21 protein-coding genes and 1 riboswitch are annotated in these 20,477 nt (G+C 70.1%); of the genes, 8 read left to right on the top strand and 13 right to left on the bottom strand.

The genetic code is table 11. The annotated features are described in order from the left end of the window. Positions 1–43 precede the first annotated feature (43 nt). The 7 genes from I8E28_RS14725 to I8E28_RS14755 all read right to left on the bottom strand — a co-directional run bounded on the left by I8E28_RS14725 (position 44) and on the right by I8E28_RS14755 (position 7,926). On the bottom strand, positions 44–1,666 hold the full coding sequence (locus I8E28_RS14725; RefSeq protein ID WP_200788804.1) for an efflux RND transporter periplasmic adaptor subunit: 1,623 nt from the start codon (positions 1,664–1,666) through the stop codon (positions 44–46). 315 nt (positions 1,667–1,981) lie between these two features. After that, on the bottom strand, positions 1,982–2,419 hold the full coding sequence (locus I8E28_RS14730) for a universal stress protein (protein WP_200788806.1): 438 nt from the start codon (positions 2,417–2,419) through the stop codon (positions 1,982–1,984). A 256-nt stretch (positions 2,420–2,675) separates the two neighbouring features. After that, entirely contained in the window at positions 2,676–3,443 is a 768-nt protein-coding gene (locus I8E28_RS14735) for an ATP-binding cassette domain-containing protein (RefSeq protein ID WP_200788808.1), read from the bottom strand. Next, the gene (locus I8E28_RS14740) at positions 3,440–4,423 is read right to left on the bottom strand and encodes a FecCD family ABC transporter permease (RefSeq protein ID WP_200788810.1); all 984 of its coding nucleotides are present in this window, start codon (positions 4,421–4,423) and stop codon (positions 3,440–3,442) included. The genes I8E28_RS14735 and I8E28_RS14740 overlap by 4 nt, the downstream gene beginning before the upstream one ends. Next, the gene (locus tag I8E28_RS14745; protein ID WP_200788812.1) at positions 4,420–5,283 is read right to left on the bottom strand and encodes an ABC transporter substrate-binding protein; all 864 of its coding nucleotides are present in this window, start codon (positions 5,281–5,283) and stop codon (positions 4,420–4,422) included. The genes I8E28_RS14740 and I8E28_RS14745 overlap by 4 nt, the downstream gene beginning before the upstream one ends. After that, positions 5,280–6,098, bottom strand: coding sequence for an ABC transporter substrate-binding protein (locus tag I8E28_RS14750; protein WP_200788814.1), 819 nt, complete (start codon positions 6,096–6,098; stop codon positions 5,280–5,282). The genes I8E28_RS14745 and I8E28_RS14750 overlap by 4 nt, the downstream gene beginning before the upstream one ends. A gap of 10 nt (positions 6,099–6,108) precedes the next feature. Then, a complete protein-coding gene (locus I8E28_RS14755; protein WP_200788816.1) occupies positions 6,109–7,926 on the bottom strand; it encodes a TonB-dependent receptor domain-containing protein in 1,818 nt (605 codons plus the stop codon). Positions 7,927–7,995: 69 nt separating this feature from the next. Further along, positions 7,996–8,243: riboswitch (cobalamin riboswitch) on the bottom strand. A 36-nt stretch (positions 8,244–8,279) separates the two neighbouring features. On the opposite strand from I8E28_RS14755, the gene I8E28_RS14760 reads away from it, so the two are divergent. The 8 genes from I8E28_RS14760 to I8E28_RS14795 all read left to right on the top strand — a co-directional run bounded on the left by I8E28_RS14760 (position 8,280) and on the right by I8E28_RS14795 (position 14,636). After that, positions 8,280–8,492 (top strand): DUF904 domain-containing protein, encoded by a 213-nt coding sequence (locus I8E28_RS14760; protein ID WP_200788818.1) that lies wholly within the window; start codon positions 8,280–8,282, stop codon positions 8,490–8,492. 11 nt (positions 8,493–8,503) lie between these two features. Then, positions 8,504–8,830, top strand: coding sequence for a cell division protein ZapA (locus I8E28_RS14765; protein ID WP_200788820.1), 327 nt, complete (start codon positions 8,504–8,506; stop codon positions 8,828–8,830). A gap of 337 nt (positions 8,831–9,167) precedes the next feature. After that, positions 9,168–9,971 carry a sulfite exporter TauE/SafE family protein gene (locus I8E28_RS14770; protein ID WP_200788822.1) on the top strand — a complete coding sequence of 268 codons (804 nt, stop codon included), beginning with the start codon at positions 9,168–9,170 and terminating at the stop codon, positions 9,969–9,971. Positions 9,972–10,152: 181 nt separating this feature from the next. After that, positions 10,153–11,166 (top strand): Bug family tripartite tricarboxylate transporter substrate binding protein, encoded by a 1,014-nt coding sequence (locus I8E28_RS14775; protein ID WP_200788823.1) that lies wholly within the window; start codon positions 10,153–10,155, stop codon positions 11,164–11,166. Between the two features lie 87 nt (positions 11,167–11,253). Continuing rightward, on the top strand, positions 11,254–11,772 hold the full coding sequence (locus I8E28_RS14780) for a tripartite tricarboxylate transporter TctB family protein (protein ID WP_200788824.1): 519 nt from the start codon (positions 11,254–11,256) through the stop codon (positions 11,770–11,772). An 18-nt stretch (positions 11,773–11,790) separates the two neighbouring features. Then, positions 11,791–13,320, top strand: a complete 1,530-nt coding sequence (locus I8E28_RS14785) for a tripartite tricarboxylate transporter permease (RefSeq protein ID WP_200788825.1) — start codon at positions 11,791–11,793, stop codon at positions 13,318–13,320. A 16-nt stretch (positions 13,321–13,336) separates the two neighbouring features. Then, the gene (locus I8E28_RS14790) at positions 13,337–14,170 is read left to right on the top strand and encodes a cytidylate kinase family protein (RefSeq protein ID WP_200788826.1); all 834 of its coding nucleotides are present in this window, start codon (positions 13,337–13,339) and stop codon (positions 14,168–14,170) included. 157 nt (positions 14,171–14,327) lie between these two features. Next, complete coding sequence (locus I8E28_RS14795) at positions 14,328–14,636, top strand: hypothetical protein (protein ID WP_200788827.1); 309 nt, start codon at positions 14,328–14,330, stop codon at positions 14,634–14,636. Positions 14,637–14,702: 66 nt separating this feature from the next. Here the strand turns inward: I8E28_RS14795 and I8E28_RS14800 are convergent, their stop codons facing one another. From I8E28_RS14800 to I8E28_RS14825, 6 genes are all read right to left on the bottom strand, one after another. Beyond that, the gene (locus I8E28_RS14800) at positions 14,703–15,497 is read right to left on the bottom strand and encodes an alpha/beta fold hydrolase (RefSeq protein ID WP_200788828.1); all 795 of its coding nucleotides are present in this window, start codon (positions 15,495–15,497) and stop codon (positions 14,703–14,705) included. After that, complete coding sequence (locus I8E28_RS14805; RefSeq protein ID WP_200790472.1) at positions 15,494–15,811, bottom strand: hypothetical protein; 318 nt, start codon at positions 15,809–15,811, stop codon at positions 15,494–15,496. The genes I8E28_RS14800 and I8E28_RS14805 overlap by 4 nt, the downstream gene beginning before the upstream one ends. A 76-nt stretch (positions 15,812–15,887) precedes the next feature. Further along, the gene (locus I8E28_RS14810) at positions 15,888–16,664 is read right to left on the bottom strand and encodes an enoyl-CoA hydratase (protein WP_200788829.1); all 777 of its coding nucleotides are present in this window, start codon (positions 16,662–16,664) and stop codon (positions 15,888–15,890) included. Positions 16,665–16,791: 127 nt separating this feature from the next. Further along, positions 16,792–17,994: a CaiB/BaiF CoA transferase family protein gene (locus tag I8E28_RS14815; RefSeq protein WP_200788830.1), complete on the bottom strand. Its 1,203-nt coding sequence runs from the start codon at positions 17,992–17,994 to the stop codon at positions 16,792–16,794. A 142-nt stretch (positions 17,995–18,136) separates the two neighbouring features. Continuing rightward, positions 18,137–19,105: a Bug family tripartite tricarboxylate transporter substrate binding protein gene (locus tag I8E28_RS14820; RefSeq protein ID WP_200788831.1), complete on the bottom strand. Its 969-nt coding sequence runs from the start codon at positions 19,103–19,105 to the stop codon at positions 18,137–18,139. A 61-nt stretch (positions 19,106–19,166) separates the two neighbouring features. Continuing rightward, entirely contained in the window at positions 19,167–20,393 is a 1,227-nt protein-coding gene (locus I8E28_RS14825; protein ID WP_200788832.1) for a pyridoxal-phosphate-dependent aminotransferase family protein, read from the bottom strand. Between the last annotated feature and the right edge of the window lie 84 nt (positions 20,394–20,477).

Genomic DNA, 20,477 nt, shown 5'->3' on the forward strand with positions numbered 1-20,477 from the left:
TCCGGATCCTTTCTCCGCTGCAAGCGGAGATGCGGGAACCCCATCACTGCCCCTGCCCCTGCCGCTCGCGCCGTTGCTGCATCTGCTGCCAGCGCTCCAGCGCCTGCGGGTCGCCACGGTCCAGCGCTTCGAGGAATTTCCTGCGGCGCTCCAGTTGCTCGGGATCGCCGGCGACCGAGTCGAGCATGCGCTGGCGCTGCTCGGGCGTGGGACCGGCCGCGCGGGGCGCAGCTTGTGCAGCCTGCGCAGGCGCGGCATTGGTGGCAGCCGCGCCCTGCTCGCGCGTCGTGCGCTGGCCCGCCGTCGCGGAAGCAGCCGGCGCCGGCGCCGACGCGGCGGGCGCGTTGCCGTCCTGCGGCGCGCGGCCGCCGCCGTTGCCGCGGCCCCCCGCGCCGCGGCCGCCTTGCGCCGGCGCATCGCCGGGCAGCACCACGCGGCCGCCGTCGCGCAGCCGGTCGGCGCCTTCGGTGACGACGCGCTCGCCCGCCTCCAGGCCCTTCACGACCTGGATCTTGTCCACCGTCGTCTGGCCGCGCTGCACCTGGCGCAGCGTGACCGTGCGGTCCGGATTGATGACGAACACCTGGTCGCCGTTGGGGCCCTGGCGCACGGCGTTGACGGGGACGGTCACCGCGCCTTCGATCGTGCGCAGTTGCAGCTGCACGTTGACGAACTGGCTGGGGAACAGCAGGCCCTTGGCGTTCGCGAAGCGCGCCTTGGCCTTCACGGTCCCGGTTTGCGGATCGACCGCGTTGTCCAGCGACGCGAAGGTGCCGCTGTCCAGCACCTGGCTGCGCGTGCGATCCAGCGCCTTGACCGCCATCGGCGCGTTGCCGTTGCCCAGGACGGCATTGACCTGGTCCTGCGGCACCGAGAACTGCACGTCGATGGGCGACAGCTGCGTGATCACCGCGACGCCGTTCGCATCGCCGGTGCCGATCACGTTGCCGACGTCCACCGGCCGCAGGCCCACGCGGCCGCCCACCGGCGCCGTGATGCGGGTGTACGAGAGGTTCAGGCGCGCCGTGCCTTCATTGGCCTTGTCGACGACGACGCCCGCTTCCAGCTGCTTGACCAGCGCGGCCTGGGTGTCGACCTCCTGCCGCGCGATGGAGTCCTGCTGCAGCAGCGTCTGGAAGCGCTTGAGCTGCACGCGCGCGGCGTCCAGCTGCGCCTCGTCGCGCATGCGGTTGCCCGTGGCCTGCTGCAGCGCCATCTCGAACGGTCGCGGGTCGATGGTGGCCAGCAGGTCGCCCTTCTTGACCATCTGGCCTTCCTGGTAGCGGATCTCCTGCAGCACGCCGCCGACCTGCGGCCGCACGCGCACGGTCGCCACCGGCGTGACGGTGCCGAGCGCCTCCAGCGTCACGCTCAGGTTGCTGCGCTCCGCCGTCGCGACGCCGACGGTCGTCGGCGGCCCGCCACGCGCACCGCCGCCCCCTGCACCACCGCCCCGCCCGCCGCCCCCGGCGCCGGGCGCACCGCCCGGCCCGGCCGACGCCGTGTTGGCCGGCTGGGTGAGGTACCAGCCGCCAACGGCCAGCGCCGCCACGACGAACACCGCGACCAGCGCGCCGATCCCCAGCCCGAAGCGGCCGAAGCGCCGCGGCGGCGGCCCGGCGGTCACGGGAGCGGGTGCACGGTCGGGCGGGAGGTCGGCGGGCATCGTTGTCCTTGGAATCGGGAGGCTCGGCAGCCGCCGAGCTTAGCAACGGGCCGCGAGGCCGCCTGTCGGCGATCGTGCCAATCCGCGGCCGCGGGAGAATTGACGCCGCCACTCTGCGCGCGTGGCGTGTCGCACGCGCGGCGCGGATGTGTCTGCTTTGCAAAGTTGGGTGGAAAGCGGACGCCCAAACGCAGAGGTCGCAGAACAGCGCGGAGGTCGCAGAAGAACCCCATCAAGGATTCCCTTCTGCGACTTCCGTGCTTCTTCTGCGACTTCTGCGTGTGGGAGTTCGCGAACCCGCGGCCGCGGGAGCGCCTAGTGCGTGATCACGCAGAGCACGCTGCAGGGCGCGTGCTCGATGAGCGCACCGGAGATGGAACCACGCCACCACCGGGCGGCCCAGCTGTCGAGGTGCTTGTGGCCGACGACGATGAGGTTGGCTTCGACCTTGCGGGCGAACTTGCTGATCTCGTCGATCGCCTCGCCCGTGACGACCTCGCCCTTGGCGGCATAGCCGCCCTGCGACAGCCGGCGCAGGCCGTCGTCGAGGATCGCCTGGTACTTGGCGCGTTCGCGCTCTTCCAGTTCGACGTCGTAGACGCCGCCTTCGAGCCCGACGAAACTCATCGCCGAAGGCATGACCGCCACGAGGAACAGCTCGGCATGGGACCACAGCGCGAGCTCCTGGCAGTCGAGCAGCGCCTTCTGGCCGGCATCGCTGCCGTCGTAAGCCAAGAGGATGCGGTTGTACATGCAAGTGCCCTTCGCGATGGCCCGTGATCGAGACAGGATAGTCCGCCCCGCGTTGAGCCACACTGGGGATTGACCCGAAGGGGCCATTGCTGCGGGGCGCGCCTTGCGGCGCTGGCATCTTTCAACGCAGAGGACGCAGAAAGGGGACAGAAGCGCGGAAGGATCCATGGATCTTTCTGTGGCTTCTGCCTGCCTTCTGTCCTCTGCGTTGAAGCTCCAGGTGCGCAGCACCGCACAGGCGCGAAGCGCCGCATCCTCAGGCGCGAAGCACCGCCACCCAGCTGCCATCCACCGCGCGCACGTGCACGCGCCCGCCGAAGACACGCGCCAGCGCCTCGTGCGTCGCGCGTTCGGCGCAGGGGCCGTGGTGGGCGACGCGGCCGTCTTGCAGGACGAGCAGGTCATCGGCTTGCAGCGCGATGGTCAATTCGTGCAGGACGCTGACCACCGTGCGGCCCTGGATGACGAGGCGGCGGACCAGGGCGAGCCAGTCGGCCTGGTGCGGGGGATCGAGGTTGGCGAGCGGTTCGTCCATCAGCAGCAGCGGCGCGCCGACCGCGAGGGCGCGCGCGAGCAGCACGCGCTGGCGCTCGCCACCGGACAGCTGGCCGAGCGGGCGCTCGCGCCAGTCCCAGCAGTGCGTCTCGCGCATCGCCGCTTCGGCGGCGGCGACGTCGGCGGCGGACGGCGACGCCAGCCAGCGCTGGTGCGGCAGGCGGCCGAGCATCACGACGTCCCACGCGCGCAGGTCCGCGGCGCCGCCCTCGCCCTGCCCCATCCAGCTCAGGGCCAGCGCCCGGTCACGAGCGGACCAGGTGCGCGCGTCGCGCCCCAGCATGCGCAGGTCGCCGCTGGCAGGCAGCAATTGCGCCAGTGCCTTCAGCAGCGTCGTCTTGCCCGCGCCGTTGGGGCCGACGACCGCCATCCAGCGGCCGGCGGGCACTTGCAGGTCGACGCCATGCAGAACCTCGCGCCCCGCGAGCGCCACGCGCAAGCCGCGGGCCTCGAACGCGGGCGCGCTCACAGCGGCCTCCGGTGCATCAGCCACAGCAGGTAGCCGCCACCCAGCAGCGCGGTGAGCAGGCCGACCGGCAATTCCTGCGGCGCGAGCAGCCAGCGCGAACCGACGTCGGCGGCCAGCAGCAGCACGCCACCGGTGAGCGTCGCCAGCGGCAGCAGCCAGCGGTACGTGGGCAGCACGACCGAGCGCACGAGGTGCGGCGCGACCAGCCCGATGAACGCCACCAGGCCGACCTGCGCGACGGCCGCGCCGGTCGCCAGCGCCATCACGGCCACCAGGCCCAGTCGCAGCGCGTGCAGCGGCACGCCCAGGCTGGCGGCCGTCGCTTCGCCAAGCGACAGCGCGTCGATGCCGGGACTCAGCGCGATCGCCGCGACGATCATCAGCACGAGCAGCACCGCCATCAGCGCCGCACCGCTCCAGCCGATGAAGGCGGTCGAGCCGAGCAGGAAGCCTTGCAGCGGCCGCAGCACCTCGGGCGCCCACAGCATCACGAGCGAGGTCAGCGCACCGAACACCATGCCGACGACGACGCCGGCCAGCAGCAGGCGCAGCGTCTGCTGCACGCCGCGGGCGAGCACCAGCGTGACCAGCACCGCACCCAACGCGCCGGCGAAACCGCCGACGGCCAGCCCGAGTTGCGCCCACCATGCGCCCGACGCACCCGCGCCGCCCATCGCGAACAGGAACAGCGCGACTCCGAGCGACGCGCCGGATGCGCTGCCCAGCAGGTACGGATCGGCGAGTGGATTGCGGAACAGGCCTTGCGCGACGGCGCCGCCGAGCCCGAGCAGCGCGCCCGCGAACCAGGCACCGACGCTGCGCGGCAGCCGGATGTCCCAGACGACGGCATCGCCGGGGCCGGCGCCGTTCCACGGTGGTTCCCAGCCGACCGAGCCGACGCACAACCCGAGCACGACAAGCGCCGCCGTTGCCAGCACCAGCAGCGCAGCCAGCGTCGCGGGCGACACGCGCGGCTTCATCGCTTCGGCGTGAGGCGGCCGGCCAGGCAGTCCGCGAGCAGTTGGGCGCCGGTGGCCAGGCGCGGGCCGGGCCGCGCGATGGCATCGGCCTGCGCGTCGGTGAACGCGCACACCCGGTTGTCGTGGATGGCGCGGATGCGCGACCAGCCGGGGCGGCGGGCGAGCGTGGGCCGATCGCGCTCGAACAGCATGATCACCTGCGGGTTGGCGCGCACGACGAACTCGGGATTGAGCTTGGGCACGGAGCCCAGGCTCCCCGGCACGATGTTGCGCACGCCCAGGCGCGTGAGCAGCTGGCCGATGTGCGACGACTCGCTGGCGGCGTACGCGCCGTCGCTCAGCTCGAAGTACACGCTGGCGCCGCGCATCGTGTCGGGCACGCTGCGCACCGCGGCGTCGATGCCGTCCTGCATCTGCCACCACAGGCGGTCGGCGCCGCCGACGTCCAGCAGCTGCGCGATGGTGCGCGAGACGCGCCGCACGTCGTCCAGCGTCTTGATGTCCAGTCCCACCACCGGCACGCCCAGCTGCTGCAGTCGCGGCAGCACGCGCGCGGTGGACGACAGCAGCACCACGTCGGGCTTGAGGCCGACGATGCGCTCGACCTGCGCGTCGTTGACGCCGCCCACGCGCGGCAGCTTCCTCACGGTCTCCGGCCAGTTGGAGAAATCGTCGACGCCGACCAGCCGGTCGCAAGCCTCGAGCTGGCAGACGGTCTCCGTCAGCGACGGCAGCAGCGTCACGACGCGCTTCGGCGGCTGCGGCAGCGTGACGCTGGTGCCGCGGTCGTCGATGACCGTGACGGCCGCGGAGGCGATCGACGCAAAGGCGAGGAGCAGGAGCGCGAGCAGCCGCTTCATGCGTGGTCCTGCGCCCAGCGCAGCACGATGCGATGCAACTGCTCGACGCCGTCGGTCAGGGCCGCGGGGCCGGGCTGCAGGATGTCGGCCGATTTCACTTCGAACAATTGCCCGTCCTTCACGGCATTCACGCCGGCCCAGCCGGGCCGCGCGGCGACCCGCTCGGGCCGGAACTTCTTGCCGCACCACGAGCCGACGATGATGTCCGGGTTGCGGCGCACGATCTCCAGCGGGTCCGCGACGATGCGGTCCTTGCCGAGCGCCTGGGTCGCGAGTTCGGGAAAGACGTCGTCGCCGCCGGCGATGCCCACCAGCTCGCTCACCCAGCGGATGCAGCTGATGGCGGGCTCGTCCCATTCCTCGAAGAACACGCGGGGACGGCGCGGCAACGCCGCGGCGGCAGCGCGGATCGCTACGAGCCGGGTCCGCATGCCGGCGAGCAGCTCCTCGCCCTTCTCCGCCCGGCCGACCAGCGAAGCGACCTGCCACAGCATCGCGAAGATCTCGTCCACGCTGCGCTGGTTGAACACCGTCACCTGGACGCCGTGGCGGATGAGCGCCGACGCGATGTCGGCCTGCAGGTCGGAGAAGCCGAACACGCAGTCGGGCTCCAGCGCGAGGATCTTGTCGATCTTCGCGGACAGGAACGCGCTGACCTTGGGCTTGTCCTCGCGCGCACGGCGCGGGCGCACCGTGTAGCCGGAGATGCCCACGATGCGCGCCTCCTCGCCCAGCAGGTACAGCCACTCGGTCGTCTCCTCGGTGAGGCAGACGATGCGCGAGGGCGCGTAGGCGGCGGAGGTGGAGGCGGGCATCGATGGATTCTCAGAGGCGCGGTTGCCAGGCCAGGCCGACGAACACGCCGCGGCCCGGTTGCCGGTAGCCGTACACCGTTTCGTACTGGCGATCCCCCGCATTCTCGACGCGGCCGAACACGCGCACCTCGGGCGTCACCCGGTAGCTCGTCGTGAGGTCGAGCACCGCGTAGCTGCCCAGCACCTGGCCCGCATCGGAGCGGCTGTCGCTGGTGCGCAGGTTGGCGCCCCATTGCCATGGCCCCATCTCGCGCGAGACACCCAGCTTGGCCAGCGTCTTCGCGCGCCGTTGCAGCCGCTCGCCGGTGTCCTCGTCGCGCGGGTCCTGGCTGGTGAGGCCGACGTCGATCGCGTAGTTGCCGACGCGGCCGCTCCACGTCAGCTCCACACCCTTGGTGCGTGCGTGGCCGATGTTGATGCGGTTGAAGGAATCGTCGAAGCCGAACAGGTCGGTGTAGCGGTTGTCGAATACGGTGGCGCGCACCACCTGCCCTGCCGCCGCGTACTGCAGCGCGACTTCACGCGCGCGCAGCCGCTCCGGGCGCAGCGCGGGATTGCCGCCGAAGGGGTAATACAGGTCGTTGAACGTCGGCGCATTGAAGCCGGTGGACGCCGACGCGCCCAGGCGCCAGGCGTCGGTGAGCTGGTAGCCGTACGCGGCCAGCCACGTGTTCGCGGTGCCGAAGGTGGTGTAGCGGTCCTGTCGCACGTTCAGCTGCGCCTGGTGCGGGCCGCTGGCGAGTGTGTAGCCCAGCCGCGCGCTGTCCTGGTTACGGTCGGGCCGCGCGTACGTCGTGTCGCTCGACAGCTGCTGGCGCGTGTGCTCCACCCCCGCCGTCACGCGCTGGCCGGGAGTGACCTGCCATTGCAGGCTGGCCTGCACGCCATCGCTGCGCGAATGCACGAAGAACGGGAACGCGCTGACGTCGGCATCGAGCTTGTCGGCGGCGTGGGTCAGCGCGAGATCCAGGGCCAGGTTGTCGGTGACCTTGGCGCGGCCTTCGAGGACGGCGCTCTGCTCCACCGAGCGCGATTCGTCGGGCTGGGTCGCCGGGCCGAACTGGCTGTCGAACTCGCTGCGGCCGCGTGCCTCGCGCAGGCGCAGGCCGAGGCTGTGGCCGCCGGCAATGTCCTGCGTGATCGCGAAGCCCGCGGCGTTGCGCCGGTAGCCGTCGCGGTCCGGGTTGGTGCCGGGCAGTTCGACGTGGTTGGTCGCATCGAAGCCGCGCTCGCGCAGCGACTCGACGTCGGCGCGCAGGCCGGTGCCGGACGCGAGCTTCACGCTGCCCGACGCCGTCGCCTGCACGAGGCCGCGCGAGCCGCCCTGGATCGTGACGTTGGCCGTGGGCGTGCCGGCCGGCCGGCGCGTGAACACCTGGATCACGCCGCCCAACGCGGCGCTGCCGTACAGGCTGGAGACGTTGCCCCGCACGACCTCGATGCGCTCGACGTCGACGAGCGACAGGTGCTCCAACGCCGGCAGGCCGAAGTTGAGGTTGTTGATCGGCACGCCGTCGACCAGCACCAGCGTGTGGCGCGTCTCGGCGCCGCGCAGCGACACGCCGGCGACCGTGCCGGTGCCGCCGACTTGCGTCAGCTCGAGGCCCGCCACGCGCTGCAGCAGCGTCGGCAGGTCGGGTGTCTGCGCGGCGTCGATGTCGGCGCGCGTGAGCACGGTGGTGGACGGCAGCGCATCCTGCACGCGCTGCTCGGTGCGACTGGCCGTGACGACGACGCCAGGCAGTTGCGCCTGGGCGAACGCGGCGCAGGACAGGAGCGAAAGCGCGAACGGAACGCCCGCGCGGCGAAGGGAGAGGGTGGGAACCATGGAGACACTCGAACGAAAGCAACCCGGGCCGGCTTCCCCGCCGGCAATGGGCACCATGGCCGCGCGCAGGGCGCGGCCGCCTCGTTGGCCGGTATCCGGGCTGGCGGTTCGCCTCCATCGCCTTCCCGGCACGCGGTGACGCGCGACGCCAGTGGCTTGTCTGATGGGACGGGGCGCCCTCGTGGGCACCCGACCGCTTACCGTTGCGGGGGCAGCGCAGGTTGGCTTTCGTGCGCGATGTGGCACTGGGCTCCCTGCTTCCCGTTGAACTGCGGCATGCGAACCACACCGCGAGCACCAACCAGGTGATTCTAGATGCAACAGCGCACCCGAACCCTACAATGGTCCCACCTATGGCCAGTGCCTCCCAGGTCGACCAGATCGCCGAACGCGTCGAGCGCCTGCTCGTTCGCTATGAGGAACTGCAACGCACCAACGCCCTGCTCGTGCAGCAGGTCGAGGCGCTGACGCAGGAGCGCGACTCGCTCAAGTCGCGCCTGTCGGCGGCCCGCTCGCGCGTCGACGCCCTGCTCGAGCGGCTGCCCGAGTTCAAGTCCGCCGCTTGAGTCTTTTCCGCATGGCCGCCACCAAGCAGATCGAAGTCCAGATCATGGGCCAGAGCTACCTGCTCGGCTGTCCCGAGGGCGGCGAAGGCCGCCTGCTCGAGGCCGTCGAGAAGGTCGACACCGCCATGTGCCGCATCCGCGACGCCGGCAAGGTGAAGGCGCGCGACCGCATCGCGGTGCTCGCCGCGCTGAACCTCGCCTTCGACGTCGCGGACCGCGAAGTCGCGGCGCCGCGCGCGATGCCCGCTCCCGTCGCCGACGGCGCGTCCGACCCGCGCCTCGCGTCGCTGCTGCACCGTCTCGACCGCGCGCTCGGCGACGACGGGCGCCTGATCTGAGTTCGTCAAGCTCGTCAAGGCAACACCGCGAATGCGTCGGTGTCTTACGCCCCGCGTGGCCCCAACCGCGTGACCCAGCACCTACAATGGCCTCGTCTGCAGTGCGTGCCGGGCCTTTATGTCCTTGAACCAATGCTCTCTGAGCAAGGGCTTGGAACAAACCTGGTGAGCGTGAACGTCTCGCGTCAGATGATCCCAACATCAGGTTGACCTCGCCCACCTGAACCCCTGGTTCAGGCTGCGGCCCGGTGGCAACTGCAGACGCCTTCTTCCGGCCGCCGCCCTCGCGCGGCGCGCGGCCACGACGACAAGAACGAGAACGAGAGGGGCGCGGCGGATGCCGCCGATCGAATCGCAACTGATCGCCGAGCTGGCGCTGATCGGCATCTGCACGGGCTTCCTCGCCGGGCTGCTGGGCATCGGCGGCGGGATGATCATGGTGCCGTTCGTCACCATCATCCTCACGCACCGCGGCTTCCCGCCGGACTACACCGTCAAGGCCGCAGTCGCGACGTCGCTTGCGACGATCTGCTTCACCTCGCTGTCCTCGGTCCGCGCACACGCCAAGCGCGATGCGGTGCTGTGGCCGGTGGTGAAAGTGCTCGCGCCCGGCATCCTCGCCGGCTCGCTGCTGGGCGCGCAACTCGCCGTCGCGCTCCCCGGCAAGGTCCTGGGCATCGTGTTCGCCGTGTTCGTCGCGTTCTCCGCGACGCAGATGCTGCTCAATCGCAAGCCCGAGCCCTCGCGCACGCTGCCCGGCCCGCTGCCCACGTTCGGCGTCGGCGTCGCGATCGGCTGGCTGTCGTCGATGGTCGGCGCCGGCGGCGCGTTCATCTCGGTGCCATTCATGACGTGGTGCAACGTGCGCATCCACCAGGCCGTCGGCACGTCGTCGGCGCTCGGCTTCCCGATCGCGCTCGCCGGCACCATCGGCTACGTGTGGGCGGGCCGCTCGCTGCCGCAGTTGCCGCCCGGGGCGGTGGGCTACCTGTACCTGCCGGGGCTCATCGTGATCTCGCTCGCGAGCATGCTGCTCGCGCCGCTGGGCGCGCGCACGGCACACCGCATGGACATCACGCCGCTCAAGCGCGCGTTCGCGTTCGTGCTCTACGGTCTCGCCGCGTATTTCCTGCTTCGTTGACCGCGGTCAAGAGGTGCGCCGCCAACCTTGACTTAGGTCAAGTTTCAAGGCGCATCAGGTGCACGCACGCACGCATTTCTCCGGGCAAACCCCCTGCTCGCGCGGGGCACTGCGGAGCGACATTCGCAGGTGCCGCGGCTCACGGGGAGCGTGACCGCGAGTCCACACCAAGGAGCGTGCCATGCTGAAACTCAATGCACTTGTCCGGTCGGTCCCGACCGTCTTCGCCCTCGCGGCGGCAGCGTCGTTCGCGGCGCCCGCCTTCGCGGCCTGGGAACCCGCCAAGCCCGTCGAGTTCGTCGTGCCCGCAGGCACCGGCGGTGGTGCCGACCAGATGGCCCGCCTCATCCAGGGCGTCGTGGTCAAGCACAACCTGATGAAGCAGCCGCTGGTGGTCGTCAACAAGTCCGGCGGCGCCGGCGCCGAGGGCTTCCTCGACGTCAAGAACGCCAAGGGCGACCCCCACAAGATCGTCGTGACGCTGTCCAACCTGTTCACGACGCCGCTCGCGACCGGCGTGCCGTTCAACTGGCGCGACATGACGCCGGTGACGATGATGGCGCTGGACAACTTCGTGCTGTGGGTCAACGCCGACACGCCGTACAAGTCCGCCAAGGACTACGTCGAGGCGGTCAAGAAGGCCGGCCCGAGCAAGATGAAGATGGGCGGCACCGGCTCCAAGCAGGAAGACCAGATCATCACCGCCGCCATCGAGAAGGCCACCGGCACCAAGTTCATCTACGTGCCGTTCAAGGGCGGCGGCGAAGTGGCCGTGCAGCTGGTGGGCAAGCACGTGGATTCGACGGTGAACAACCCGATCGAGGCCGTGGCCCAGTGGCGCGCCAACCAGGTCCGGGCGCTGTGCGTGTTCGACGAGAAGCGCATGCCGTACAAGGACAAGATCACCGACTCGCAGGCCTGGGGCGACGTGCCCACCTGCAGCGAAGCGGGCATCCCCACCACGTACACGATGCTGCGCGGCATCTTCATGGCGCCCGGCGTCACGAAGGAGCAGACCCAGTACTACGTCGACCTGCTCAAGAAGGTGCGCGAGACGCCCGAGTGGAAGGACTACATGAACAAGGGCGCCTTCAACCAGACGTCGATGGACGGCGACAAGTTCACCGAGTGGCTGGGCAAGGCCGAGCAGACCCACCGCGACCTGATGAAGGACAACGGCTGGCTGGCCAAGTAAGCCCGCCCCCGGGGGCCGCGGGCCATCGCCCGCGCGCCCTGCAGTCTTGAACCCACAGGCCGCGAACCGCGGCAGGAGCCCTCCCCCATGGACCAGCAGGACACCGCCGCCACCGGCTCGCGCGGCGTGGCCACGTTCACCGTCGAGATCTTCATCGCGGTGCTCATCTTCGCTTTCGGCCTCACCGTGCTGTTCGGCAGCCGCAATCTCGGCTCGGGCTGGACCAGCGACGGTCCGGGCGCCGGCTACTTCCCCTTCTACATCGGCCTGATCCTGTGCATCGCCTCGGCCGGCACGATCTGGCAGACGATGCGCGCGGGTCGCGGCGACGGCGAGGTGTTCGCCGACGGCGAACAGATCAAGCGCGTGCTGACCGTGCTGGTGCCCGCGGGCATCTACGTCGCCGCCATCTGGGTGCTGGGCCTGTACATCGCCTCGGCGATCTACATCGCCGGCTTCATGATCATCCTGGGCAAGTTCTCGCCCCTCAAGAGCGTGGTGGTGGCGCTGGTGTTCAGCGCGCTGTTCTTCGCGATGTTCGAAGTGTGGTTCAAGGTGCCCCTGTACAAGGGCCTGATGGATCCGCTGCGCTTCCTCGGCTACTGATCTCCCGGATTTCCACGCATGAACGAAATCAGCGCCCTGCTCCACGGCTTCAGCGTCATCCTGACGCCGACCAACCTGCTGCTCATGATGGTCGGCATCACGCTCGGCGTGCTGATCGGCGTGCTGCCCGGCCTGGGCGGCGCCAACGGCGTCGCCATCCTGCTGCCGCTCACGTTCTCGATGTCGCCCACCTCGGCGATCATCATGCTGTCGTGCATCTACTGGGGCGCCCTGTTCGGCGGCGCCATCACGTCGATCCTGTTCAACATCCCGGGCGAGCCGTGGTCGGTGGCCACCACCTTCGACGGCTACCCGATGGCGCAGCAGGGGCAGGCGGGCGCCGCGCTGACCGCGGCGTTCACGTCGTCCTTCATCGGTGCGCTGCTGGCGGTGATCATGATCACCTTCCTGGCGCCGCTGGTGGCCAAGTTCGCGCTGCAGTTCGGTCCACCGGAGTTCTTCGCGGTCTACCTGCTGACGTTCTGCAGCTTCGTGGGCATGGGCAAGGGCTCGCCGTTCAAGATCCTCGCGTCCATGGGCATCGGCTTCGCGCTCGCCGCGGTCGGCATGGACACGGTCACGGGCCAGCTGCGCCTGACCTTCGGGATCGAGGAGCTGATGCGCGGCTTCGACTTCCTGATCGCCGTGATCGGCCTGTTCGGCATCGGCGAGATCCTGCTGTCGATGGAAGAAGGCCTCGCCTTCTCCGGCAAGTCCGCCAAGATCAACCCGAAGGTGGTGTTCGAGACCTGGAAGCAGCTGCCCCGGTACTGGATGACGTCGCTGCGCAGCGCGCTCGTGGGCATCTGGATGGGCATCACGCCCGGCGGCGCGACGCCCGCTTCCTTCATGAGCTACGGCCTGGCCAAGAAGATGTCGCGCGACGGCGCCAAGTTCGGCACCGGCCAGCTCGAAGGCGTGGTCGCGCCCGAAACCGCGGCGCACGCCGCCGGCACCAGCGCGCTGCTGCCGATGCTGGCGCTGGGCATCCCCGGCTCGCCGACGGCGGCCGTGCTGCTGGGCGGCCTGCTGATCTGGGGCCTGCAGCCCGGCCCGCTGCTGTTCGTCGAGCAGAAGGACTTCGTCTGGGGCCTGATCGCCAGCATGTACCTGGGCAACATCGCCGGCCTGATCGTGGTGCTGACCACGGTGCCGCTGTTCGCGTCGATCCTGCGCATCCCGTTCTCGATCATCGCGCCCATCATCGTGGTCATCTGCGCCATCGGCGCCTACACGGTGCACAACGCGATGCTGGACGTGTGGCTGATGCTGCTGTTCGGCCTGGTCGGCTACATCTTCAAGAAGCTCGACTATCCGCTCGCGCCGCTGGTGCTGGCGCTGGTGCTGGGCGACAAGGCCGAGGACTCGTTCCGCCAGGCGATGCTGGTGTCGCAGGGCGACCTGTCGATCATGGTGTCCAACCCGCTGGTGGGCACCATCACCGGGCTGGCGCTGCTGCTGCTGGTGTGGCCGCTGATCTCCAAGGCGCTGGCCAAGGTGCGCAAGCCCAAGGCGCAGCAGTTCGCCGCCGAACAACCCGTCGACTGAACCTGGAGGACGCCACATGCCGGTCATCGCGCTCACGCAGGAGATGGGGTCGCTGGCCAAGGACGTCGCCTTGCGCCTTGGCGAAGTCGGCAAGCTGACGGTGCTGTCGAACGAGATCGTCGACAACATCGCGGGCCGCATGCAGGTGCCGCACAGCCTGGTGCGCCGGCTGCGCGAAGGCAAGGCCGGCTTGCGCGAACGCCGCGCGGCCGATCCGCGCGACGTCGCCGCCTTCACCGCCGAGGAAGTGTTCGCCCAGGCCGAGCGCGGCAACGTCGTGCTGCGCGGCTGGGGCGCCACCTGCCTGCTGCGGCCGGTGCGCCACGTGCTGCGCGTGCGCATCACGCGCCCGTTCGCCTCGCGCGTGCAGTGGGTCATGGACGACACCGGCCTGGACCGCGCCGCCGCCGAGGACGAAGTGCGCCGCAGCGACGGCGCGCACACCGCGCGCATGCAGTCGCTGTTCAACGTGACCTGGGGCGATCCCCTGCTCTACGACGTGGTGCTCAACACCGACCGGGTTTCGGTCGACACCTGCGCCGACACCATCCTGCACATGGCGGCGCGGCCCGACTTCCAGGAGACCGACGACACCCGCGCGGTGCTCGCCGGCCTGGCGCTCAGCGCCCGCGTGCGCGCCGCCCTGCGCGCCAACAGCTCCACGTCGGAGGTCGACGTGCACGTCACCGCGCGCGAGGGCCGCGTCACGCTCTCCGGCATCGTCCTGGACCCGAAGGAAAAGGTCGAAGCCGCCCGCGTCGCGTCGTCGGTCGCCGGCGTCGGCAACGTCGATGACCAGCTGCGCGTGATGCAAGTCACGCGCAAGTTCGCGCACGCGAAGACGAACTGAAACTCCAGGTTTCCGCCGAACGCCGCACGCCCGTGCGGCGTGTGAGTTTCCGGCGCGGCCGTGCGGGCGCTTCCGACAGCCAGCCCGGCCGTTGTCCCACTTTCCCATGCGCGAGGGGAGGCAAGGATGGAGCCCTCAACTGAAAGGGAGTTCTTCCATGAAACAAGCCATCACCGCCGCCGCCATCGCGCTGCTCGCTTCCACCGCCTTCGCGCAGAACACGCCGACCAGCCCCAGCGGCACCGGCTCCGTCAGCAGCAACCAGGAAGTGCGCCGCGGCGCGCCCGGCATCGACGTGGACGTGAACACGAAGGATCGCGGCCCGAACTCGGGCGTCCCGGGCGTCGACGTCGACACGCGCAACACCCGCACCCAGTCGGGCGACGCCGACACCCGCCGCTCCGGCGCCGGTGCCGCCAACGGCACCGACGACCAGCGCCGCGCCGCCCGCGCCGACCGCAACTGAAGGCGCTTCCGGCGTCTCGATGAAGGCCGCTGCGTGCCCGCTTGGGCGCGCAGCGGCCTTTGCCCGTCATGACGGGACCCGCGGTGCGCCAGGCGCCGCCGCATGCACCACGCTGCGGATCGCATCGACGACGAGCGACGGCTGCGTGATCTGCGGGAAATGGCCGCTGCGTCGCGCGACGGCGTGCATCCCCAGCGGCGACAGCAGCGCGAGCTCCTTCTGGTGGCGCCGCCGGATGCGCAGCGCCGAGGGCGGCACCAGCCAGCGCGGGGGATCGTTGCCACCGCTCACCACGGCCAGCGGCACGGAAGGGAAAGGGCCGGCCGCTTCCACTTCGTCCGCGGCTTCGTCCAGCCAGTCCAGTTCCGCATGCAGGTTGGGCCGGAACAGCTGCTGCGGGATCGACAGCAGCTTGCCCAGCACCTTCGCGAGTTGCGGCTCGTGGCCGTGCAGCAGCTCGCGGTCGCGCGGGTGCGTGGCTTCCAGCAGCACCACGCCGGCCACCTCCTCCGAGTGGCGGCGCGCGAACAGCTGCGCATGCAGGCCGCCGAGCGAGTGCCCCACCAGCACGTACGGCGGCTCGAGCGACAGGCGGCGCAACACCTCGCGCGCGGTCGCCACGACCTGCAATCCGTCCTGCGCACCGCGCGGTGGCGTGCTGGCGCCGGTGCCGAACCGGTTCCAGGCCACGACGCGGCCGAGCCGCTCGATGTCGGGATACAGGCGCGACCAGCCCTCGAGCGTCACGCCCGCGCCGTTGAACAGCACCAGCGTGGCCGGGCCGCGCCCCGACAGGACGTACTCGATCGCGCCGGTGGCGAGCGGCAGCCTGCGCTTGCGCGGCAGCCGCCCGGCGATCACGCGCCGCCGATGCCGACGGTGACCTTGCCGGTGCCCTCGCACTCGGGGCAGGCGCTGCCGTTGAGGATGCCGGTGCCGCCGCAGGCGCGGCACAGGTCTTCACCGGTGCCCGGCGTGCCGGGGGGCGCCTCGTCACCGGGCGCCATCGGCGGCGTCGGGCCGGCCGCGCGTGCACCGGCGGCGCCGGCGGGCTGGTCGCTGGCGCCGGGAGACCGCACGGCCAGGTCCACCGACGCGCCGGGGTCCTCCTCGCCGAGGACGGATTCGCTCAGGTCGACCGGGTCGCGGCCGTTGGGGTGACGCACGTCTGCCATGGGATGCCTCTCGCGGTTGCACCCATGCTAGGAAGCGTGTCGACGGCGCGCCGTAGGACGGCGCCAGCGATGCGGCTCAGCGGCCGGACCAGCGCGGGGGCCGCTTCTCCACGAAGGCGCGAACGCCTTCCGCGAAGTCGTCGCTGCCGTAGGCGGCGCGCACCAGGTCGTCGATGTCCGGCAGCTGCGCGTGCAGCAGGCGGTTGAGCGCGTGCTTGCTGACGCGCTGCGTGACCGGCGCCAGCGACGCCAGCTTGCCGCAAAGCTTGTCGCTCGCGGCATCGATTGCGTCGGGCCCGGCGAGCTCCAGGAGGTAGCCGGCCGCGTGCGCCTCCTCCGCCGACAGCAGGTCGGCCAGCAGCAGCACGCGCTCGGCGCGCGGCCGCCCCAGCGCCGCGACGAGCCGCGCCACGTTGGCCGCCGACAGGCAGTTGCCCAGCGTGCGTGCGATCGGCACACCCAGCCTGGTGCCCGGCGTGGCGATGCGGAAATCGCACGCGGTCGCCAGCGCCAGTCCACCGCCGATCGCCCAGCCTTCGAGCACGGCCACGGTGGGCATGGGCAGCGCTTCGACCAGCCCCACGCAGGCGTCGATGCGCTTCTCGTACGCCACGCCGTCGTCTCCGCCGGTGAACGCCTGGAACTGCGCGATGTCCGTGCCCGCCACGAACGCCTGCCCGCCCGCACCGCGAAAGCGCACGACGCGCACCGACGAGTCCGCCTGCAGCTGCTCGCAGATGCGCGTGAGCTGCTCGTACATCGCCCACGTCATTGCGTTGCGTGCGTCGGGGCGATCGAAGGTGACGGACGCGATGGGACCGTCGATCAGGAGGTGGACTTCGCCTTCGCTCACGCTTCGGCTCTCTTCAATACAGAGGACACAGAGGACGGAGAGAGGACACAGAAGAGACAAGAAGGATTTTCATCGAGTAGTCCTCTGTGGCCTCTCTCTTCCCTCTGCGTCCTCTGTGTTGAGACGATCAGGCGCCGAAGGCGCCGTCAGCGCGCAAGCGCGTGAATTCCTCGTCGCCGATCCCCATCTCGGCCAGCACCTCGCGCGTGTGCTCGCCCAGCAGCGGCGGATGGCGGCGCACCTGCTGCGGGGTGGCGGAGAGCTTCACGGGGAAGCCGATGTTGTTCACGCGCCCTTCCACCGGGTGCTCGATCTCCATCTTCATGCCACGCGCAGCGGCATGCTCGCTGTCGAACGCCTCGGGGTACGACAGGATGGGGCCGGCGGGGATGCCGTTGGCCAGCAGCAGCTCGACCCAGAAGTCCTTGGGCTGCGTGCGGAACGTCGCTTCCAGCTCGTCCTGCAGCGCGGGCCGGTTGGCCAGGCGCAGCGCGATGGTGGCGAAGCGGCCGTCGCGCAGCAGGTCTTCGCGCCGCATCAGCTGGCAGAGCTTTTCCCACAGCTTCTGGTTGTTGGCGCCCATGACGAAGTGCCCATCGCTGGCCGCCATCGCCTGGTACGGCGCGGTCATCTTGTTGGACGTGCCCAGCGGCTGCGGCGGCTTGCCCGTGCCCCAGTAGTCGCAGATGTCCCAGACCGAGAACGCCATCGCCGCATCGAACAGCGCCGCGTCCACGTACTGCCCTTGCCCGGTGTTCCTGGCGCCGATGTACGCCGCCAGCGTCGCGTACACCGCGAACAGCGCGCAGCCGATGTCGGCCACCGGCACGCCGCACTTCACGGGGGGCGAGTCGGGGTAGCCGGTGACGCTCATCACGCCGGACATCGCCTGCGCCATCAGGTCGAAGCCGGGCCGGTCGGCCCAGGGCCCGGTCTGGCCGAAGCCGCTGATGCTGGTGTAGACGAGCCGCGGGTTGACTTCCTTCAGCACGTCGTAGCCCAGGCCCAGCCGCCGCATCGCGCCAGGACGGTAGTTCTCGACCAGGATGTCGGCGTCCTTGGCCAGGCGCAGCACGACCTGCTTGCCCGCCTCCGTCTTGAGGTCGACCGCGATGCTGCGCTTGTTGCGGTTCATGTTGAGGAAGCCGAGGCTGTCGGCGCCCTTCAGCTTGAACCCCATCGCGCCGCGCGTCTGGTCGCCGCTGCCCGGCGGCTCGATCTTGATGACGTCGGCCCCGAGGTCGCCCAGCAGCATGCAGGCGAAGGGACCGGCCATGACCTGGCTGATGTCGAGGACGCGGACGCCCTCCAGGGGAAGTGGTTGCTTCATTGCTTACTTCGAAGACGGACTCCCGAACGCAGAGTTCGCGGAGCAAGCGCAGAGGACGCAGAAGAAACCAATCACTGTGGATTCCTTCTGTGGCCTCTGCGCCTGCTCTGCGTCCTCTGCGTTCGGATGTCCGCTCCCGACTTCAGGCGTCGCCCTTGACGCCGCCGTCCTTGATCACCTTGGCCCACTTGGCCTGTTCGACCTTCATGAATTCGCCGAACTTCTCGGGCGAGCCGCCGCCTTCGGACGCGCCGGACGCTTCGAGCTTCTCGACCACGTCGGGCATCTGCATGACCTTGTTCATGTCCTCGTTCATGCGCTTGGCCATCGCGGCGGGCATCTTGGCGGGGCCGACCAGGCCGTACCAGGTGGTCGCCTCGAAGCCGGGGAAGCCGGACTCGGCCATCGTCGGCACGTTGGGATAGGCCTTCACGCGCTGCTGGCGGGTCTGCGCGAGCGGGATCGCCTTGCCGCTCTTCACGTGCGGCGTCGCCGCCGTCATCGTGTCGAAGCTGTACTGGATCTGGCCGCCGATCAGGTCGGTGAGCATCGGGCCGGAGCCCTTGTACGGCACGTGGATCGCCTTGACCTTGGCGGCCAGCATGAACATCTCCAGCGCCAGGTGCTGCGCGCTGCCGGTGCCCGCCGAACCGAAGCTCACCTTGCCCGGGTTCTTGCGGCACAGCTCGACCAGGTCGTGCACCGTCTTGGCGGGCTGCTGCTCGTTGCAGATCAGCAGGTTGGGCGTGATGCCCACCAGCATGATCGGCTGGAAGTCCCGGGCCGGGTCGTAGTTCACCCGCTGCAGCGCGGGCGTGATGGCCTGGCTGTTGATGTGCGCCATCAGCAGCGTGGTGCCGTCGCCGGGCTGCTTGGCCACGTAGTCGGCCGCGATCGTGCCCGAGGCGCCCGCCTTGTTCTCGACGATGACCTGCGTGTTCCACATGTCATTGAGCTTCTGGCCGATGACGCGCGCGAGGATGTCGGTGCCGCCGCCGGGCGAGAAGCCCACGATGATGCGGATCGGACCCTTCGGGATGTCGCCCTGCGCGAACGCGAGCGGCGCCGCGATGGAGGCCGCGACGCCGGCCGTGAAGGTTCTGCGTTGCATGTGTGAATGTCCTCCGGACAAAGTGAAAACGTGACGCCTGCGGCGTCCCGACCTTCGATGGTCAGGCCGCCTTCTTCAGCACTGCTGTCGCCGGGTGGCCGGCGAAGTATTCCATCGCGGCCTGCACGCCGGAACTGGCAAGCTTGACGCCCGCCAGCTTCAGGCCCATCTCGCTGCCCGACAGGGCCGCCATCAGGGTCAGGTCGTTGCAGTCACCGAGGTGGCCGATGCGGAACATGCGGCCCTTCACCTTGCCCAGGCCGGTGCCCAGCGACAGGTCGAAGCGTTCCCAGATCACCTGGCGCACCTTGTCGGCGTCGACGCCTTCGGGCGTCACCACGCCGGTGAGCACGGGCGAATACACGGCCGGATCGGCGCACTGGATCTCCAGGCCCCACGCGCGCACGGCGGTGCGCACGCCTTCGGCCCAGCGCTGGTGGCGCGCCCACACGGCGTCCAGCCCGCCGTCCTGCTGCAGCAGCATGTCGCAGGCTTCGGCCAGGCCGTACAGCAGGTTGGTGTTCGGCGTGGTGGGGAAGTAGCCGGTCTTGTTCATCTCGACCATCTCGTCCCACGCCCAGTAGGCCTTGGGCATGCGCGCGGTCTTGCTCGCCTCGATCGCACGCGCCGACAGCGCGTTGAAGCCCAGGCCGGGCGGCAGCATCAGGCCCTTCTGCGACCCGGAGATCGACACGTCCACGCCCCAGGCGTCGTGCTGGTACTCGGCCGAGCCGAGCCCGGAAATGGTGTCCACGAGCAGCAGCGCGGGATGCTTGCAGGCGTCGATGGCGCGGCGCACGGCCTGGATGTCGCTGGTGACGCCGGTCGACGTCTCGTTGTGCACGACGCAGACGGCCTTGATCTCGTGCTGCGTGTCGGCGCGCAGGCGCTTCTCGATCAGGTCGGCCTGCACGCCGCGGCGCCAGTTCTCGGCGCCGGGCAGGCCCAGCACCTCGGTCTTCAACCCGAGGCGCACGGCCATCTTGTGCCACAGCGCGGCAAACTGGCCGGTCTCGTACATCAGCACGGCGTCGCCGGGCGACAGCACGTTGCACAGTGCCGCTTCCCATGCACCGGTGCCCGAGCCCGGGTAGATGACGACCGGCTGCCGGGTGCGGAACACCTGCTGGATGCCGGAGAGCACGCGCTTGCCGAGCACCGCGAATTCGGGGCCGCGGTGGTCGATGGTGGGCAGGCTCATCGCCCGCAGGATGCGGTCCGGCACCGGCGAGGGCCCCGGGATGGACAGGAAATGGCGTCCGGTGGGATGGAAGTCGAGCGTCAGCATGGGTGCCAGTTTTGCATACAAAATGGCCGCGTCAAGCGGAAATCGCCCTAGACTCGGGGTTGGACACTAGGCTTTTTTGCATAC

It is taken from the genome of Ramlibacter algicola, assembly GCF_016641735.1.
Classification (GTDB): Bacteria; Pseudomonadota; Gammaproteobacteria; order Burkholderiales; family Burkholderiaceae_C; genus Ramlibacter; species Ramlibacter algicola.

Bases quoted from the DNA above. Each gene is read 5' to 3' on its own strand.
- I8E28_RS14725 (WP_200788804.1), bottom strand. From the start codon at position 1,666: ATGCCCGCCGACCTCCCGCCCGACCGTGCACCCGCTCCCGTGACCGCC.
- I8E28_RS14820 (WP_200788831.1), bottom strand. From the start codon at position 19,105: ATGCAACGCAGAACCTTCACGGCCGGCGTCGCGGCCTCCATCGCGGCG.
- I8E28_RS14795 (WP_200788827.1), top strand. From the start codon at position 14,328: ATGAAACAAGCCATCACCGCCGCCGCCATCGCGCTGCTCGCTTCCACC.
- I8E28_RS14780 (WP_200788824.1), top strand. From the start codon at position 11,254: ATGGACCAGCAGGACACCGCCGCCACCGGCTCGCGCGGCGTGGCCACG.
- I8E28_RS14775 (WP_200788823.1), top strand. From the start codon at position 10,153: ATGCTGAAACTCAATGCACTTGTCCGGTCGGTCCCGACCGTCTTCGCC.
- I8E28_RS14825 (WP_200788832.1), bottom strand. From the start codon at position 20,393: ATGCTGACGCTCGACTTCCATCCCACCGGACGCCATTTCCTGTCCATC.
- I8E28_RS14740 (WP_200788810.1), bottom strand. From the start codon at position 4,423: ATGAAGCCGCGCGTGTCGCCCGCGACGCTGGCTGCGCTGCTGGTGCTG.
- I8E28_RS14770 (WP_200788822.1), top strand. From the start codon at position 9,168: ATGCCGCCGATCGAATCGCAACTGATCGCCGAGCTGGCGCTGATCGGC.
- I8E28_RS14815 (WP_200788830.1), bottom strand. From the start codon at position 17,994: ATGAAGCAACCACTTCCCCTGGAGGGCGTCCGCGTCCTCGACATCAGC.
- I8E28_RS14730 (WP_200788806.1), bottom strand. From the start codon at position 2,419: ATGTACAACCGCATCCTCTTGGCTTACGACGGCAGCGATGCCGGCCAG.
- I8E28_RS14790 (WP_200788826.1), top strand. From the start codon at position 13,337: ATGCCGGTCATCGCGCTCACGCAGGAGATGGGGTCGCTGGCCAAGGAC.
- I8E28_RS14750 (WP_200788814.1), bottom strand. From the start codon at position 6,098: ATGCCCGCCTCCACCTCCGCCGCCTACGCGCCCTCGCGCATCGTCTGC.
- I8E28_RS14785 (WP_200788825.1), top strand. From the start codon at position 11,791: ATGAACGAAATCAGCGCCCTGCTCCACGGCTTCAGCGTCATCCTGACG.
- I8E28_RS14805 (WP_200790472.1), bottom strand. From the start codon at position 15,811: ATGGCAGACGTGCGTCACCCCAACGGCCGCGACCCGGTCGACCTGAGC.
- I8E28_RS14760 (WP_200788818.1), top strand. From the start codon at position 8,280: ATGGCCAGTGCCTCCCAGGTCGACCAGATCGCCGAACGCGTCGAGCGC.
- I8E28_RS14755 (WP_200788816.1), bottom strand. From the start codon at position 7,926: ATGGTTCCCACCCTCTCCCTTCGCCGCGCGGGCGTTCCGTTCGCGCTT.
- I8E28_RS14745 (WP_200788812.1), bottom strand. From the start codon at position 5,283: ATGAAGCGGCTGCTCGCGCTCCTGCTCCTCGCCTTTGCGTCGATCGCC.
- I8E28_RS14765 (WP_200788820.1), top strand. From the start codon at position 8,504: ATGGCCGCCACCAAGCAGATCGAAGTCCAGATCATGGGCCAGAGCTAC.